9 protein-coding genes, 1 rRNA gene, 1 pseudogene and 2 riboswitches (1 of these 13 cut by a window edge) are annotated in these 16,867 nt (G+C 38.8%); all 11 genes and pseudogenes read right to left on the bottom strand.

Features of this window, described 5'->3' with window-relative positions; translation table 11 throughout:
• Positions 1-808, bottom strand: a 16S ribosomal RNA gene (locus R4Z09_RS02605); it reaches 742 nt to the left of the window's first position.
• A 298-nt stretch (positions 809-1,106) separates the two neighbouring features.
• Positions 1,107-3,164 carry a glucose-specific PTS transporter subunit IIBC gene (ptsG, locus tag R4Z09_RS02600; RefSeq protein WP_338450845.1) on the bottom strand — a complete coding sequence of 686 codons (2,058 nt, stop codon included), beginning with the start codon at positions 3,162-3,164 and terminating at the stop codon, positions 1,107-1,109.
• A 199-nt stretch (positions 3,165-3,363) separates the two neighbouring features.
• Positions 3,364-4,206 (bottom strand): glucose PTS transporter transcription antiterminator GlcT, encoded by an 843-nt coding sequence (glcT, locus tag R4Z09_RS02595; protein ID WP_338450844.1) that lies wholly within the window; start codon positions 4,204-4,206, stop codon positions 3,364-3,366.
• Between the two features lie 166 nt (positions 4,207-4,372).
• Complete coding sequence (locus tag R4Z09_RS02590) at positions 4,373-5,698, bottom strand: NCS2 family permease (protein WP_338450843.1); 1,326 nt, start codon at positions 5,696-5,698, stop codon at positions 4,373-4,375.
• A 180-nt stretch (positions 5,699-5,878) separates the two neighbouring features.
• A riboswitch (purine riboswitch) is annotated at positions 5,879-5,980 on the bottom strand.
• A 772-nt stretch (positions 5,981-6,752) separates the two neighbouring features.
• Positions 6,753-8,098: pseudogene (locus tag R4Z09_RS02585) on the bottom strand (CoA-acylating methylmalonate-semialdehyde dehydrogenase); the annotation flags it as partial.
• A gap of 382 nt (positions 8,099-8,480) precedes the next feature.
• Positions 8,481-10,034 (bottom strand): glutamine-hydrolyzing GMP synthase, encoded by a 1,554-nt coding sequence (gene guaA, locus R4Z09_RS02580; RefSeq protein WP_338453185.1) that lies wholly within the window; start codon positions 10,032-10,034, stop codon positions 8,481-8,483.
• 158 nt (positions 10,035-10,192) lie between these two features.
• A riboswitch (purine riboswitch) is annotated at positions 10,193-10,294 on the bottom strand.
• A gap of 32 nt (positions 10,295-10,326) precedes the next feature.
• Positions 10,327-12,519, bottom strand: coding sequence for a transglutaminase TgpA family protein (locus R4Z09_RS02575; RefSeq protein ID WP_338450842.1), 2,193 nt, complete (start codon positions 12,517-12,519; stop codon positions 10,327-10,329).
• Positions 12,516-13,730: a DUF58 domain-containing protein gene (locus R4Z09_RS02570; RefSeq protein WP_338450841.1), complete on the bottom strand. Its 1,215-nt coding sequence runs from the start codon at positions 13,728-13,730 to the stop codon at positions 12,516-12,518. The genes R4Z09_RS02575 and R4Z09_RS02570 overlap by 4 nt, the downstream gene beginning before the upstream one ends.
• Before the next feature lies 1 nt (position 13,731).
• A complete protein-coding gene (locus R4Z09_RS02565; RefSeq protein WP_422392281.1) occupies positions 13,732-14,670 on the bottom strand; it encodes an AAA family ATPase in 939 nt (312 codons plus the stop codon).
• A 328-nt stretch (positions 14,671-14,998) separates the two neighbouring features.
• Positions 14,999-16,180, bottom strand: a complete 1,182-nt coding sequence (locus R4Z09_RS02560) for a 3D domain-containing protein (RefSeq protein ID WP_338450839.1) — start codon at positions 16,178-16,180, stop codon at positions 14,999-15,001.
• A gap of 208 nt (positions 16,181-16,388) precedes the next feature.
• The gene (locus R4Z09_RS02555) at positions 16,389-16,676 is read right to left on the bottom strand and encodes a hypothetical protein (RefSeq protein WP_338450838.1); all 288 of its coding nucleotides are present in this window, start codon (positions 16,674-16,676) and stop codon (positions 16,389-16,391) included.
• Between the last annotated feature and the right edge of the window lie 191 nt (positions 16,677-16,867).

Genomic DNA, 16,867 nt, shown 5'->3' with positions numbered 1-16,867 from the left:
TACCAGGGTATCTAATCCTGTTTGCTCCCCACGCTTTCGCGCCTCAGCGTCAGTTACAGACCAAAGAGTCGCCTTCGCCACTGGTGTTCCTCCACATCTCTACGCATTTCACCGCTACACGTGGAATTCCACTCTTCTCTTCTGCACTCAAGTCCCCCAGTTTCCAATGACCCTCCACGGTTGAGCCGTGGGCTTTCACATCAGACTTAAGGAACCGCCTGCGCGCGCTTTACGCCCAATAATTCCGGACAACGCTTGCCACCTACGTATTACCGCGGCTGCTGGCACGTAGTTAGCCGTGGCTTTCTGGTTAGGTACCGTCAAGGTACGAGCAGTTACTCTCGTACTTGTTCTTCCCTAACAACAGAGTTTTACGATCCGAAAACCTTCATCACTCACGCGGCGTTGCTCCGTCAGACTTTCGTCTATTGCGGAAGATTCCCTACTGCTGCCTCCCGTAGGAGTCTGGGCCGTGTCTCAGTCCCAGTGTGGCCGATCACCCTCTCAGGTCGGCTACGCATCGTCGCCTTGGTGAGCCGTTACCTCACCAACTAGCTAATGCGCCGCGGGCCCATCTGTAAGTGACAGCCGAAGCCGCCTTTCAGCATTTCCTCATGAGAGGAAATGAATTATCCGGTATTAGCTCCGGTTTCCCGAAGTTATCCCAGTCTTACAGGCAGGTTGCCCACGTGTTACTCACCCGTCCGCCGCTAACTTTTGGGAGCAAGCTCCCAAAAGTTCGCTCGACTTGCATGTATTAGGCACGCCGCCAGCGTTCGTCCTGAGCCAGGATCAAACTCTCCAATAAGATTGTTTGAATAGCTCATATGTTTTGTTACCATAAGGCAACTAGAATTAACGTTGACGTTTTTGTTTGTTTAGTTTTCAAAGAGCAAATATCAAAATGTCGCTCAAGCGACTTTTTATAATATATCACACTCACGAAGATTAAGTCAATAACCTTTTAAAAAGTTTTAACTAGTGTAACCTCGCGACTGCTTAAGTATAATATCACCTAGACCTTCAAGAGTCAACATTATTTTATTAAATAAAAAAAAGCCGTTCCCATGTGTAGAGAACGGCCTTTTCCTTCATTAATATCTGACTTATTTTGAAACTGCAATGATATTTTCTTCTTTAATTTCCACATTTCCTTGTTTCTTAATTACAACTTGTTCGTCTTGAGCAAGGTTTGTAAAAACAACAGGAGTTATAATAGAAGGAACTTGCTCTTTAATAAATTCTAAATCAACTTTCAGTAGAGGTTGTCCAGCTTGAACATGGTCATTTTCAGCGACTAACGCTTCAAATCCTTTACCTTTTAAGTTAACCGTATCTATACCAACATGAATCAAGATTTCACGTCCGCCATCAGAAAGAATTCCAATTGCATGTTTTGTTGGGAATAGATTTACAATCTTGCCATCAACAGGAGAAACTATTGTACCTTCTGAAGGAAGAATTGCAAAACCATCCCCCATCATTTTTCCAGAAAATACTGCATCAGGTACTTCTGTTATCGGCTTAATTTCACCTTTAATTGGTGATACAAATTTTTCGTCAGCAATTTTATTTTGTAAAACATCCGGTGTTACTTCTTCAATCTGTTGTTCAATGCCTTTTTCAGGTGCTTTTACTACCGCTACCGGTCTTTTACCGCTCATGATATCCTTCATTTGTCCTTTAATCGTTTCAGAACGAGGACCAAAGATTGCTTGAATATTATTTCCTACTTCAAGCACTCCAGCAGCACCCAATCTTTTTAACTCTTCTTTATCCACATCCTTAATATCATTTACCGAAACACGCAAACGAGTGATACAAGCATCTAAGTGAGCAATATTACTTTGACCACCCATTGCTTCAAGGATCTGGTAAGGTAAATCGCCGCCTTTAGATTGATTACCCTCTGCTTCAACCGCCTCATCTTCTCGTCCTGGTGTTTTAAGATTGAACTTTCGGATAGCGAATCGGAAACCAAAGTAATAAATTACCGCAAAAACTAAACCAACTGGGATGACAAGCCATGCATTCGTTTGTGGATTGATTAATCCGAATAGAATGTAGTCAATCAAGCCACCTGAGAAAGTCATACCGATTTTAACATTTAACAAATGCATTGTCATAAATGATAAACCAGCGAAAACCGCATGGATTCCAAATAATACTGGTGCAACAAATAAGAAAGAAAATTCAAGCGGTTCAGTAATACCTGTTAAAAATGACGTTAGTGCTGCCGAAGCCATAAGTCCACCAACAAATTTCTTTTTCTCTGGTCTTGCTTCGTGGTAAATCGCTAACGCTGCAGCTGGTAATCCGAACATCATGAACGGGAATTTACCTGTCATAAATGTACCAGATGTTAAATTCTGTACATTATCAGAAATTTGTGCCATAAAGATACGCTGGTCACCACGAACCACTTCTCCTGCTTTTGTTACATATTCACCAAACTCGTACCAGAACGGCGAGTAGAAAATATGATGCAATCCAAATGGTATTAATGAACGCTCAATAACACCGAAAATAAATGCTGATAATGTTAAATTAGCATGAACCATATTTTGCGAGAATGCGTTTAGAGCATCCTGGATTGGCGGCCAGATAATCAACATAACCAAACCGAGAATAATTGCAGATCCTGCAGTAACAATCGGAACAAAGCGTTTCCCTGCAAAGAAGCCTAGATAGGAAGGCAGCTCAATTTCAAAGAATTTATTATATAGGGATGCAGCCATGATTCCTACGATAATTCCACCGAAAACTCCCGTTTGCAATGTAGGAACGCCAAGTACGCTCGCAAAATTTAAACCGTTTACATCTTCTGCCGTAATACCTAAAACCGTTCCCATTGTCACATTCATAATTAAGTAACCAATAATTGCAGCAAGTCCAGCAGTACCTTCTCCACCAGCCAGCCCAACGGCTACACCGACTGCAAATAACAACGGCAGATTACCAAAAACAATATTTCCTGCATTTTGCATTACTTCAGCAATAAGCTTCACTGTACTATTATCTAAAAATGGTGCGATTTCCAATAATGCCGGGTTTAAAAGTGCAGCACCAAAAGCGAGCAAGATACCTGCTGCTGGCAATAACGCAACTGGAAGCATTAAGGCTTTACCGACTTTTTGTAGAACACCAAAAGCTTTTTTAAACATATAGATACCTCCAAGGATAAATTTTGTAACCCATAAGCAGTTTCAGAAGTTTTTAAGAAAACAAAAAAGGCATGAGTAAAAGAAAAAATCGAAAGACAATTTGGATATAGGTATACCCTACCCCAAAATCATCAATTCAATTATCTTCTTTTACTCATGCCTGATCGAATCAGTAACACGTATAAGAATGATAGCGATATTAAATTTTCTTCTTTTGCAGCCTTTGAAGATGCATGGTCAGATAGACTGCCTCTGCATCATAAACTGGTTTTTGAAGATACTTCTGCATAACTTTTATGAGCTTCCATGAGAAATTATAGCATATCGGATATTCCGCTTTCAAGAAGGAATTTATATTTCCTTGTTCTTCCACAGTTTCCCCGGCATTAATTCTTTCAATCGTAAATCTTAAGTGTCGAACAAGACGTAAATAATCAATACTTTCTTTATCAATTTTCAAGTCTAATTGTTCTTCTATTAATTCTACCAATGTTGTGATTAACTGAGAATGGCGATTCACATCCGAAAGCTCTTTATTCATAACAGCACTATGAATATGCAACGCAATGAAACCGATTTCATCCTCTGGCAGATGAATGCCTGTTTTTTTCTCAATCAACCTTACTACTTCCTTGGCCGTACTGTACTCCATTGGATACAATGCTTTTGTTTCAAGTAAAAATGGATTTTTCATTTCCAGCCCATTAGATAATCTTTTAATCGCAAACATTAAATGGTCTGTTAATCCAACATGGATATGTTCATTTAATTCTGCTCCAGTTCTTTGTTTGATATGTTGGATAGCAGTAATAATCGTTTCCAAAAGATCATTTTCAATAAAAGGTAATAGTTTAAGATAGTTTTCTTGTTCCTTTTCATCTTTCAATACAAAAGTTTTCTCGGCGGATGATTGATCAATCATATCTCCCTTTTTGCGATTGAATCCAATTCCTTTTCCGATTATCACTACTTCACCATAAGAAGAATGATCGCCAATTAATACATTATTATTTAATACCTTCTGTACAATAAGATCAGCCATGGTTTCTCCTCAGTATATAATAACTTTCACATTTTATATTATAGAAATGTAAGGTTTTAAGTCAAATAGTTAATAAAGTCTATTCATTAACCTTTTCAATAATATTTTTTGTATATATACATAAAGCTGGCTATATCAAAGTCAATAGCCAGCTCGAACATCGTTATTATCTAAAGATAAAGTATAAAATAAATATGACAAAGAATAAATACATTATCGGATTAATTTCTTTTGCACGACCTGACACAATCATCGTAATTGGATAAAAGATAAATCCAACCGCAATTCCAGTTGCAATACTATAAGTAAGCGGCATGATAATCATTGTTAAAAAGGCAGGAACGGCTATTTCAAACTTCGTCCAGTCGATTTTACCAAGTGACGAAACCATTAACACCCCTACAATAATAAGCGCAGGTGCAGTTACTGCAGATGTAACAACCGATAGTAATGGGAAAAAGAACAGTGACAATAAGAAACATGCTGCTGTTACTAGCGACGCGAAACCGGTTCTCGCACCAGCTGCAACCCCTGCTGATGATTCAACGTACGATGTAACAGTTGAGGTTCCGAGAATAGATCCAGTTACAGACGCAATGGAGTCTGCTAGTAACGCTCGTCCTGCACGCGGCAGCTGATTATTTTTTACAAAGCCTGCTTGATTTGCTACTGCTACTAAGGTACCGGCATTATCAAAGAAATCAACAAATAGAAATGTTAAAACAACTCCAAGCATGGCTGTGGTATAGAAAGACGGATCACTAAATGATGAAAATAAGGCACCAAATGTAGGTTCAAGGCTAGGTACTTTATCAACAACTTTAGTTGGCGTGTCAATTAACCCGAATATCATACCAACTATTATTGAAATAATCATTCCATAAAAAACGCCGCCTTTTACTCCTCTAACCATAAGGATAACAGTCACTAAAATCCCAAAAATAGATAGCAGTGTATTAGGCTCTGATAAATCTCCAATTCCAACAAGCGTCGCATCATTATTAACAATAATTCCTGATGTTTGTAAGCCAATAAATGTAATAAATAAACCAATACCTGCCCCAACTGCATGCTTTAGTTCAATCGGTATAGCGTTAATTAACTTTTCACGAAGACCTGTTAAAGTTAAAATCAAAAAGAACATACTGGAAATAAAAACAGCTCCAAGCGCATGCTGCCAGGATGTTCCACTCCCAAGTACAACTGTATAAGCAAAGAATGCATTTAACCCCAAACCTGGTGCAAGGGCAAGCGGATATTTGCCGAGCAGCCCCATTATAATACTGCCAATTGCAGCAGACAACGCGGTTGCAACAAAGACAGCTCCATAATCCATTCGTAATGCATCAGGTAAATCTGGTATATCTGCCAGCGTAAGTGTAATTGGGTTGACAACTAGAATATATGCCATAGCAAGAAAGGTTGTTAAGCCACCTATTATTTCACGGCGATAATTTGTACCAAGCTCATCGAACTGAAAATACTTCTTCATGGTTTTCCTCCTTTTAAAGTCCTTAAAATGTAATCACGACTTATAATCATGCCGACGCATCATGTACTAGTATTCTTTCCCAGTAGATGAGGGCTCACACAATTTTAAGTCAAAAACCAAATAGCACTTCAATAAAAATCGAAGTGCTTGACTACAAATAATGACAATAAAAGAAGAATATTCAATTTATTATCACCTCGTAGTCAAGCTATTTACGGTAGCCTGGTAGAAACTTTTGGGCCATATTCCCAAGATTATACGATGGATTATATTTATTTTCCGAAAAGTATTATATCAATATAGAATAAACTCGTCAACAAAAAAGCGAACGTTTTCTCATTGTATTTTTTTAACGTTCGTATTTAGATTTATATACGAAGCATAAGTTTTAGCGCGCAAAACACAAAACTATTTTGATATAATAAATGCATTACATTTATTTAATAAAACACACGAAGGTTTTCAATAATATTCTATTTCATTTATTTGAACTACTCCACCTTAATTTTCTAACGAAAATTTGAAGATGGAGATTCCTGCGAACACCGAGGTATCCCTCAGTTATAGCAGGCTATCCCCGTCGCACCGACGGTTAGCAGTAAAAGTGGCGTGAGCCTCCTGCAAGTGTTGCAAACTTGTACGTTGAACTCGCCACGCACCCTACTTTAGCTTGGTTTTTATAACTTCGGTGTGCGTGGAGGCGAATGGTGCTTGAATATTTTACAGTGCGAAGCCTTTCTCGCACTAACCCTATATATCCAGTTTTCAAAGAATAACTCACAGGAATATTATACCATACGAACAAGCGTTTTAGCTATCGCCAACCGACATTCATCTCCCACTTATTATTGGTCTCCGCACTGAACAAAATTGAAGTGGGAGTCTTCTGGGGAAAAAGATAAAAACGTAAAGGAGATACTACTTACATTGTAGTATCTCCTTTTAAAGTTCTTTATGACTATTCAGTTCAGCCTTATTTCTGGATTTAATACAGATAATAAAGTTGATTAATACCTTGTTGAACTAACTTACCCATTTGTATTAGAAAATTAGTTTACCAACGTGCTGTTAGCATTTTTCGTTTTGTATAAAACTCGACTCCGTCAGAACCGTTTGCGTGTAAATCTCCATAGAAAGAATTTTTCCATCCAGAGAATGGGAAGAAGGCCATTGGTGCTGGTACTCCAACGTTTACACCAAGCATGCCCGCCTGGATATTTTCTCTAAAGTTGCGAACATTACTGCCATCTTGTGTGAATAGACATGCCCCATTACCAAAATCTGATTGGTTTGCTAATTCAATTGCTTCGTCCAAACTATCAACGCGGACGATGGATAGAACGGGTGCGAAAATTTCTTCTTTCCAAATTCTCATAGATGGTTGGACGTTATCAAAAATAGTTGGTCCCACGAAAAATCCATCTTCACTATAAGCAGCGTCTTGGCGGCCATCGCGAACTAATGTAGCCCCTTCTCGCTCGCCAATTTCAATGTATTGTACGGTTCTTTCTTTATTTTGCTGGCGGATAACAGGCCCCAAGAACACACCATCATCCATTCCATTTCCAATTTTAATCGCATCACTCTCTTCTTTCAGCTTCTGAATCAATGAATCCGCTACATCACTTACAGCAACAACAACGGAGCATGCCATACATCTTTCTCCAGCGGAACCATAAGCAGCACCAATGATTTCTTTTACTGTTAAATCTAAATTAGCATCAGGCATCACGATTGTATGGTTTTTTGCCCCGGCCAATGCTTGAACACGCTTACCATTTGCAGCTCCTGTTTTATATACATATTCTGCAACTGGCTGCGAACCGACAAACGAAATGGCAGGGATATCTTTGTGTTCCAAAAGACCATTTACAATATCATGTGCACCATGAACAATATTCAAGACACCATCGGGAAGACCTGCTTCCGTAAATAATTCCGCTAAGCGATTGGAAAGTAGTGGTGTTTTTCAGATGGCTTTAATACAAATGTATTTCCGCAAGCGATGGCAAGCGGGAACATCCAGCATGGAACCATCATTGGAAAGTTGAACGGTGTAATTCCACCAACAACTCCAACAGGGTATCGATACATTCCAGACTCAATACTTGAAGCTATATCAGGAAGCTGTTTTCCCATCATTAAGGTTGGAGCGCCAGCAGCAAATTCCACACACTCAATGCCGCGCTGTACTTCGCCGTAAGCTTCCTTGTAGCTCTTACCGTTTTCAATTGTCACTAACTTAGCCAGTTCTTCCCAATTCTCAACTAATAATTGCTGGTATTTAAAAAGAATGCGGGCACGCTTTGGAACCGGCGTTTTGCTCCATGTCTTGAAGGCTTCCTTTGCAACAGCAACAGCATCATCAAGATCCTCACGAGTTGAAAGTGGTACTTGAGCTTTGTCAAGCACATATTTTTATCTGCTTTCTGCTCAATCTAACCATTATCTTTTCAGTTAGATTTTAATTTAGGTTCCAAACCTCCTAATATATTTAGAATCATTTGACAATGCGAACAAAATTTAGCATCATCACTTTGAAAGCGCATCCATATCAAAACAACTGAAAGGAACACAGATAATTATATATATTTCTGCTATATTATTTAGTTTTTTTGAATACGTATTCAATATATTTCGCTTCGTTTTTAGAGGAATCCGCTTTTAGCACTTACAAAATGATGAGCTTGGTAAACATATGGTTATTTTTCATAAACGAAATAAAAAAGCATCACTGCTCCCCCTTGTCAGGAGGAACAATGATGCCTGTTAAAGTACGAATTTATTCCCATTCAATCGTTGCAGGTGGCTTACTTGTTATGTCATACACAACACGATTGACGTGAGCCACTTCATTGACAATCCGAGTTGAAATAACCTCTAATACATCCCAAGGGATACGTGCCCAATCCGATGTCATCCCATCAATTGAAGTTACGGCACGAATACCGATTGTGTAGTCATATGTACGGGCGTCTCCCATAACCCCAACACTTCGAATGTCCGGAAGCACAGTAAAGTATTGCCATATCTCACGTTCTAAGCCTGCTTTTCGAACCTCTTCACGTAAAATATAATCTGATTCACGTACAATTTCCAGCTTATCCTCAGAAATTGCTCCTAGTACACGAATTCCAAGTCCTGGTCCAGGGAATGGTTGTCTCCAGACAATTTCATCCGGAATGCCAAGCTCTGTTCCTAAAGCGCGTACTTCATCTTTAAATAATGTATTTAATGGCTCAATCAGCTTAAACTGCATGTCCTCTGGCAGCCCGCCGACATTATGATGTGATTTAATCGTTTGTGCTGTTGCTGTACCGCTCTCAATAATATCTGTATATAAAGTGCCTTGCGCAAGATAATCAATACCCTGAAGCTTTGTTGCTTCATCATCAAATACATAAATAAACTCGTTTCCGATAATTTTACGCTTTTTCTCAGGATCGCTGACACCTTCCAATTTTGAAAGGAAGCGTTCTTTCGCATCCACTTTAATGACATTCATATTGAAACCTTCCGCAAAGGTTTCCATAACACTTTCCGCTTCTCCTTTGCGAAGAAGACCATGGTCAACAAAGATACAAGTTAATTGATCGCCAATGGCTTTATGGATTAACACAGCTACGACTGAAGAATCGACACCGCCGCTTAATGCACATAAAACTTTCTTATCGCCGACTGTCTGGCGGATTTTCTCCATTTCGATTTCAATAAAGTTTTCCATCGACCAATCGCCTTTACAGCCGCAGACAGAGAACACAAAGTTCCTTAGCATTTCTGAACCATGAACGGAATGCTGCACTTCTGGATGGAATTGAACAGCATATAAATTTCTTTGCTCATCACTCATCGAAGAGATTGGGCATGAAGGGCTTGTTGCATCAATTCTAAAGCCTTCAGGAGCTTCTACAACTAGATCTCCATGACTCATCCAGACAACTTGCTCTTGAGGCAGGTCCGCAAAAAGCTTTGATTGATGTTGTACTGAAATATTTGCCTTGCCATATTCCCGCTGTTTTGCTGGCTCAACCTTCCCATTAAAATGCTTGGTCATTAACTGCATGCCATAGCAAATGCCCAAAATTGGCAAGCCAAGTTCGAAAATCTCTTCATCACAGCCAAAAGCATTCGCATCATATACACTGTTTGGACCGCCGGAGAATATAATCCCCTTTGGATTCATCTGTTTGATTTCCTCTGCTGTGATGGTATGTGGATGAAGCTCACTGTACACTCCAAATTCCCTAATTCTTCTTGTAATTAACTGATTATATTGACTTCCAAAGTCAAGTACGATAACCATTTCCTGATTATCAAGCAATGCCTTCCCCATCAGCCTATTCACCTCATTGTTTATTTTCATACTATTATTCTTCACTAATTACTTTAAAATCTCCACATCAAAAATAAAAATATTTATTTTTATTCTGTAATTGGTTCATTCTTTTCACATAAAAAAGGAATTCCCCTGCATAGAAGGCAGAATTCCTAAAAGATCTAGTTCCCTGTCTTCATAGTCAAATCATTTACGGTGATTTGGTAGAAACTCTCGAACCATATTATCGAATTTATATGAAGTATCAAATTATTGGTACGCATGTTATTGTACCAACAGGTTATTTTTGAGGTCAAGCTATTGTCTTTTTTATTAAATTTTCCCATAATTCTTTCATTTCGAGCCAAGTGTCATGTTTCAATTGATTCCCGTAGAGATACTGTTCATACCGTCTCGTTAGTAAGGTCATTTCATTGGTTGAATACCGTTCATCAATCCTCTTTGCATAGTCCCTTAATGTCTGTCCGGTATCTCTTGTCAGCCCAACCCGATTCAGCTGTTTTAATAAAACGGTATATGCATAAAGGAAGGATTCATCTTTATCTGAGTATTTCAATTTCCTAATATAATAAGCAGGAAGCCATTTTACACGAATATGATAAGCATAATAGACGGTTAGTATGAGCAATAATACGAGTAAAAGCTGCCAGATCCATCCCTGTGAAAACATGCCTTCCACGATATTCCCTCTATTGCTAGCGGAATGATTCTTATTTTCCTTCTTCTCATTGTTAATAGCCTGGTTTGACTCATTTATCTCCTTTTCCTCCTGCTGTTCCGGCTGCACAGACGATTCTGTTTCTATTCTTTCATCGTCTTCTTCAGTATTGGCTGCATCTTCATTGGTAAATCCAGGTGTAGGTTCAAACGGAACCCAGCCTACCTGTGGAAAATACACTTCAACCCAGGAATGAGCATTATTATTAGTGATCTCATACTTGTACAGATCACCTTCCATTCCTATATATTTCCCTTCCGTGTATCCCTTTACCCACCTTGACGGGATATCAAGTGACCGCAATAACACAACCATTGATGTAGAGAAGTTATCACAATAGCCCTGCAACGTCTCAAACAAAAATTGGTCGACATAATCCTCATCTTCATCAGGAGTTGCTACATCATTCAAGGAATAGGAATAGTTGCCTGTTTTAAAGTATTCTTCTACCGCTTTCGCTTTATCATACCAATTCGTTTTCTCCTTTGTGATATTAGCAGCTAATCTTTTTACTCGAGATGGAAGATTATCCGGCAATTGTGTGTAACGTGACATAATAGATCCATTTAAATCAGCCTTATTGACACTACCATTGGTTCTTAGCATATCAGCGGTATAGTAAGGAACTTCATATGTTAAAGAATAATTATCCAACGGCAAGGACTCTGCGCCTTTAAAGGAGTATATTTTTTCAGTGGACGGATCCAGTTCAAAGGAATAACTTCTATCTGATTGAATACTTGTTACACCCAAAGGATACAAGAGATGGGGGTATCCTTTTATTTGGAGGACAGTACTTGTTTGCGGAACAGATTGTTCATAATTGCTCCCTTTAACAAACGAAGTAATAGGGATATGATCATTACCTCTAAATTCAATATTCCTTAATTCATCCTCAGACTGAATCCACCCTTTACCGGTGTACACATCCTTCGTCTCAACCTTCCAGTAATGAGGAGATGCCACAATTGTTTGAAAAACTACTGAAGAATCTCCGGCAATGGAGCCGCCTAATTGCGTATCATCTTCACCATAGCCGACCTTTTTCATTGTTCCATTTACATTGAATACCTTCAGATATGGTACCGGATCTGGCCAAATTGGATTAGCCTTCGGCAGTATATACCCAAGAAAAGCACTGAGTAAAACCCAACTCGATAAAAAAAACACCCATTTTCTAAAAGCTGTATGCTCTGCTTTGATCTTTTCTTTGTTTAAATGACGTAGAAACGTAAGAATACCCACAGTCAAAAAACCGACTAAAACAATACGTACAATGGCCCCACTAGCATTATAGGGTGTAAAAGTATCCAGGAAGGTGACATAAACAAGTGTCATAAAGAAAAATGAAAATATTTGTTTTCGCTTAAAGAGCCAAAATTCAAGGAGATAGACTATCATCCAAAGAATAATAAAAAAGGCTAAACTTCGATATAAATGTGATAATTCCAGAAAATTAGCACTGAATACATCAATCATATTCGATTTGATATCATCCATAAAAGTGGGGATCCAATCGATTTGAAAAATACTTCCTTCAAAATAAAGAGAATGAAGAAAGTAAACAATAACGGCCCCTTTTATAAAAATACTGACATATAAGGGAACTCGTAAAAAACTTATCAGGAAACAGATAAGAATAAACAAAAGAAATACGCTGATATCCGCTGTTTCCGACAGGACTTTTATCGGCCAAATCCATTCCAGCAATAAAAGAAAGCTCAAAACATATAGTAATACAGAAGGAATATTTCTCCATTGCCTCATCCTCTGTTCACCTCCATCAGGCCGGCAGAGAAGTGTTCTTTATAGACAAAGGCAACTCTCATACCATGTTTTTGTGCTTTTGCTTTGATTGCTTGTTCGCCTGAAGTAATGGCTTCTCCCAAGTCCTTTATGACAAAAATTGTCACTGGGCACCTTCTTACTGCAAATTTACTGGCTGCCTCAATAAGTGAAGTTGTTAGCTGAGCTGTCACAAGCACGTAGCTGAGCTTATGCTGCTGTAAAAAGCTGTCCGTACACAGTACTCGATCGAATGGAATAGGAGAATCATCCTTAGCTTTGGCCAAATAGTAAAACAGCAGCTGCCTGCCGACTGCACCGCCATGTAACGGAATCGCTGCTCTCTCCGTTCCCATAGCTAAAAAACCAACATGTGAATCTGTTTGAAAGATCGCCTGTCCAAGCGATGCTGTAAACGAAACAATCGTTTCAAACCGATGATCTTTTGAACAATCCATTATGATCATCATGTCATCGGACTGAAGCTGTTCAAATTCCTTTGTAACTAATCCATTGCGCCTTGCTGACGCTTTCCAGTTAATCCAAGAAAACCGGTCACCCGGTTGATATTCTCGAATCCCGACTACGATAGAGGCTTCTCTTTGGATTCGGTTATTTGAGGTCCTTATTCCTTGCTCATAAAAATTTCCTGATTCAAACATTAATTTTTCATAGGCAGGGTGTACCAATATACTTTCATTCAACTCGATCGTTTTCTCTTTTTCCATTAAGCCAAGCAAGTCGCTTGTAAAAATTCTTACAGCCTGTAAATCATGCTCTCCCCTTGGCAGTTTTTCGATTCTGTACGAATATGAAATTTCCTTATTAAATCCGGGAAAAAGAAACGCTTTATGTTTTCGATTAGGCATTGCCTTTTCCAACGATTCACTTAAGCAGTCTTCTACTATTACAAATAAAAGAGGAAAGAACCTCTTTCTTTTTAATGTTATTTTCACCGTCAGGCCGTCATCAGCATGATATTCCCACCTTGTCAGACTTCTTTCAACTATAAAATCATCTAAAGAATAAAATGCTAGACATAAGGCATAGAAGGAACAGGGGAGAAAACTGTAAAATAAAAACCAGCTGACAAATCCCCCTTGAAACATGGCATACGAAAACGTCATAATCATGAATAAGAGCAACATAAAGAGCTTCCAGAAATACTTGACCTGCTGGAAGATTTCACCCATTTCACATCACCCTCTGAACGGGAACCGCAACATTCTCGATAATTTCCTGTAATAGTTCCTCGGCTGAAATACCTGTATATTTAGCCTCAGATTTAAGGATGATCCTGTGAGAAAATACGGATGGCACAAGGAATTGAATATCGTCAGGTAAAACATAATCCCTGTCATACATATATGCATAGGCTTGGGCTGCTTTCATTAAAGCAATCGATCCGCGGGGGCTGACCCCCATAAAAATCTTTTCATGGTTTCTCGTTTGATTGGCAATCTCAACAATATATCGCTTCATTGTTTCATCAACGTGAACATACTTGATTTGACTTTGCAGTTTCCTTAATTCCTGCAAGCTAATCACAGGATTTATGTCCTCAATCGGCGGTTTCTGCTGCACCCGGTTTAAGACTTCGATTTCTTCATCCTGATCAGGATACCCCATGCGCATTTTTAAAAGAAACCGATCTAGCTGGGCCTCCGGAAGCGGATAGGTTCCTTCATATTCGGTTGGATTTTGTGTAGCCATAACAAAGAACGGTTTTTCTAATCGGTGTGTTATCCCGTCAATCGTAATACTCGCTTCCTCCATTGCCTCTAAGAGGGCAGACTGCGTTTTTGGAGAGGTTCGGTTGATTTCATCAGCCAAAATAATATTGGCCATCAGAGGCCCTGGAATGAATTGAAATTCCATTTCCTTTGGATTATAAATGGATACCCCCGTAACATCTGAAGGCAATAAATCAGGCGTAAATTGAATCCGCTTGAAATTGGCCCCAACTGATTTCGCCAAAGCCCTTACCATCATTGTTTTTCCTACTCCCGGAACATCCTCAAGCAGCACATGACCCTCTGCCAGCAGTGCAACCAAACCTAATTCAGCTACATTCCGCTTTCCAATCATTACTTTTTCAATATTGTATAAAATCCTCTCTACAATTGGATTCATGACATGATTTGTCACGTTCTCTCCTCCCACCATTGTCTAAATGATGATGCAAACTTTTCCCCATCGATAAATGTTCCCTTATAATTATGCTCTATTTAATAAATTCGCTCTATTCTGTAAATTATACCTATCCATAGTTTAATATTCTTGTAAAATAATTGCAAAAAAATGGTGCTGTCTCTTTTTCGCTTTATTATAAACTACTAAAGAGACATGCACCACTTAACTACTGACTATTATTCTTATCAATGGTTTCATTTATCTTTCTAAAATAAAAAAGGCTTGAATCACAACACTGTTGTGTACTGTGATTCAAGCCTTCACTGTATTAATCTAAGATGACTACCCTTACCGTCTTCCGTCCCCATGCGATGCATGCAGCATTTGATGGCATCAGTACATCTATTTTGTGTCCTTTTATCGCTCCGCCAGTGTCACCTGCAATGGCTTCACCATAGCCTTCTACCCATACTCTTGATCCTAGCGGAATAACAGAAGGATCAACCGCAATTAATTTCATATTAGGATTTGCTTTGATATTAATACCTGTCGCTGTTAGACCTGTTGCAGACCCTTCATGACTATATGCAGTTGCTGAGACATAAATCTCTTTTCCACTGTTCGTAGTGCTGGTAGTATTGCTTTTTGTATTGCTTGTTGAACCTGTACTAGGAGCTGGTGCTGGTGCTGGTGCTGGTGCCGGTGCCGGAACTGCTTCAGCTTGCTGTGTAATAGTCGCCGCTCTCGCTGCCGCTTCCTGTTGATCCTTTGCCAGGCTTGCCTGGGCTTGCTTTATTTGTTCTTGAATCGCTGCATTTTCCTCTTCAGCCAGTGTAATCTCACTAACAACTGAATCATACTTTTCTTGTGCTGCCGTCAGAACCTCTTGTCTTTTTTGCATATTTCCCTCTAAAGCAGCTTGATTGTTTGAAAGCGTTTTATATTGTTCCTGCAGCAACTTCTCTTGTTCATCGATCGCAGCCTTTTCATCTTCAATCTTCTTTAAGTCAGCCTTCTGCTGCTCAAGTAAACTTTTATCTGCACTTAAAATCGTCGTAACGGCTGTAGCACGTTGGACAAGCTCTGACAACGAGTCAGAGTTTACAAGAATTTCAATTACTAAGCTCGCTTGATCATTATGCTGCATGGAAACAAGGCGTTCTTCCATAACCCCTTTTCGCGCAAGCACTTTATCCTCTAATACAACAATTTCTTCTTTTTTCTTTTCAATCGTTTGTTCTATTTCAGAAATTTTTTGTTCTATGCCAGTCATTTCTTCTTTATTACTTGCAATATCATTCTCTAAAGCTTGTAACTCACTTTGAAGGTTATGAACCTCTGTTAATAGAGTTTCTTTTTCAGCTTGTTTTTGCTCAATTAATTCAGCATTCTCTTGTAATTGAGCCTCACTGTTATGTAATTGACTTGTTTCTGCATTTGCCATAATCGTTGTCGAAAGTAAGATAACACTTGTTAATGATGCGGCAACGATTTTTTTAAAGAAACGCATAAGACAACCCCTTTCTTATTATTATTTATAACATACGAAAGGGGGTCTTTTGATTACAGGAATATTACATTATCGAGTCATTTGCTTAAATTAATTGCATAATTGACAGAAAAATTTAATATTTCGACCAGATTAATGTCGTCTTTTGAATCAATTGTAAACATTTTCTAAATAAGCAAGCGTCGGGCCATAGCCGATTTGCGGAATATCACTTAAAAATGTAGTGATAAATTTTTGATCTTGAAATCGATTCAAACTGAACAACTGACTTTACTTCAACACGCCAATCTTCTCTAGAAAGTTCTATTTCCGTCTTTTCCGTTCTTGCCTGATTGCTATCAATCGTCTCCAGTACGGCCGAAGAAAAAAGATATGGTACATCAGAGCTAGATAAGCCAAGACTATTTTTCAATTCTTTTTTTAAAAATGGATGACCGCTAACCTTTGAAGGCAGGATTTTATTCACAGCTTTTATATAGGCATCCCCTTCATCCATCCCTCTTGCTGCTAACGGCCATTATAACAAGTAATAAAACAATATCCTCTCAAAATAGCAAATAAAAAAGGCCTCCCAAGTTGTTCCGAAAACACTTGAGAAGCCTTATTCCGTTAGTCTGCACTCAAAACCAGGTGCAAAAACTTATCTATGGTTCTATTATTTTGGTAATTCAAATGTAACTGTGTAGC

It is taken from the genome of Niallia oryzisoli (assembly GCF_036670025.1).
GTDB classification, from domain to species: domain Bacteria; phylum Bacillota; class Bacilli; order Bacillales; family Cytobacillaceae; genus Bacillus_BD; species Bacillus_BD oryzisoli.
Note: the sequence above shows the minus strand (reverse complement) of the source record. Positions and strands in the feature narration are given on the sequence as shown.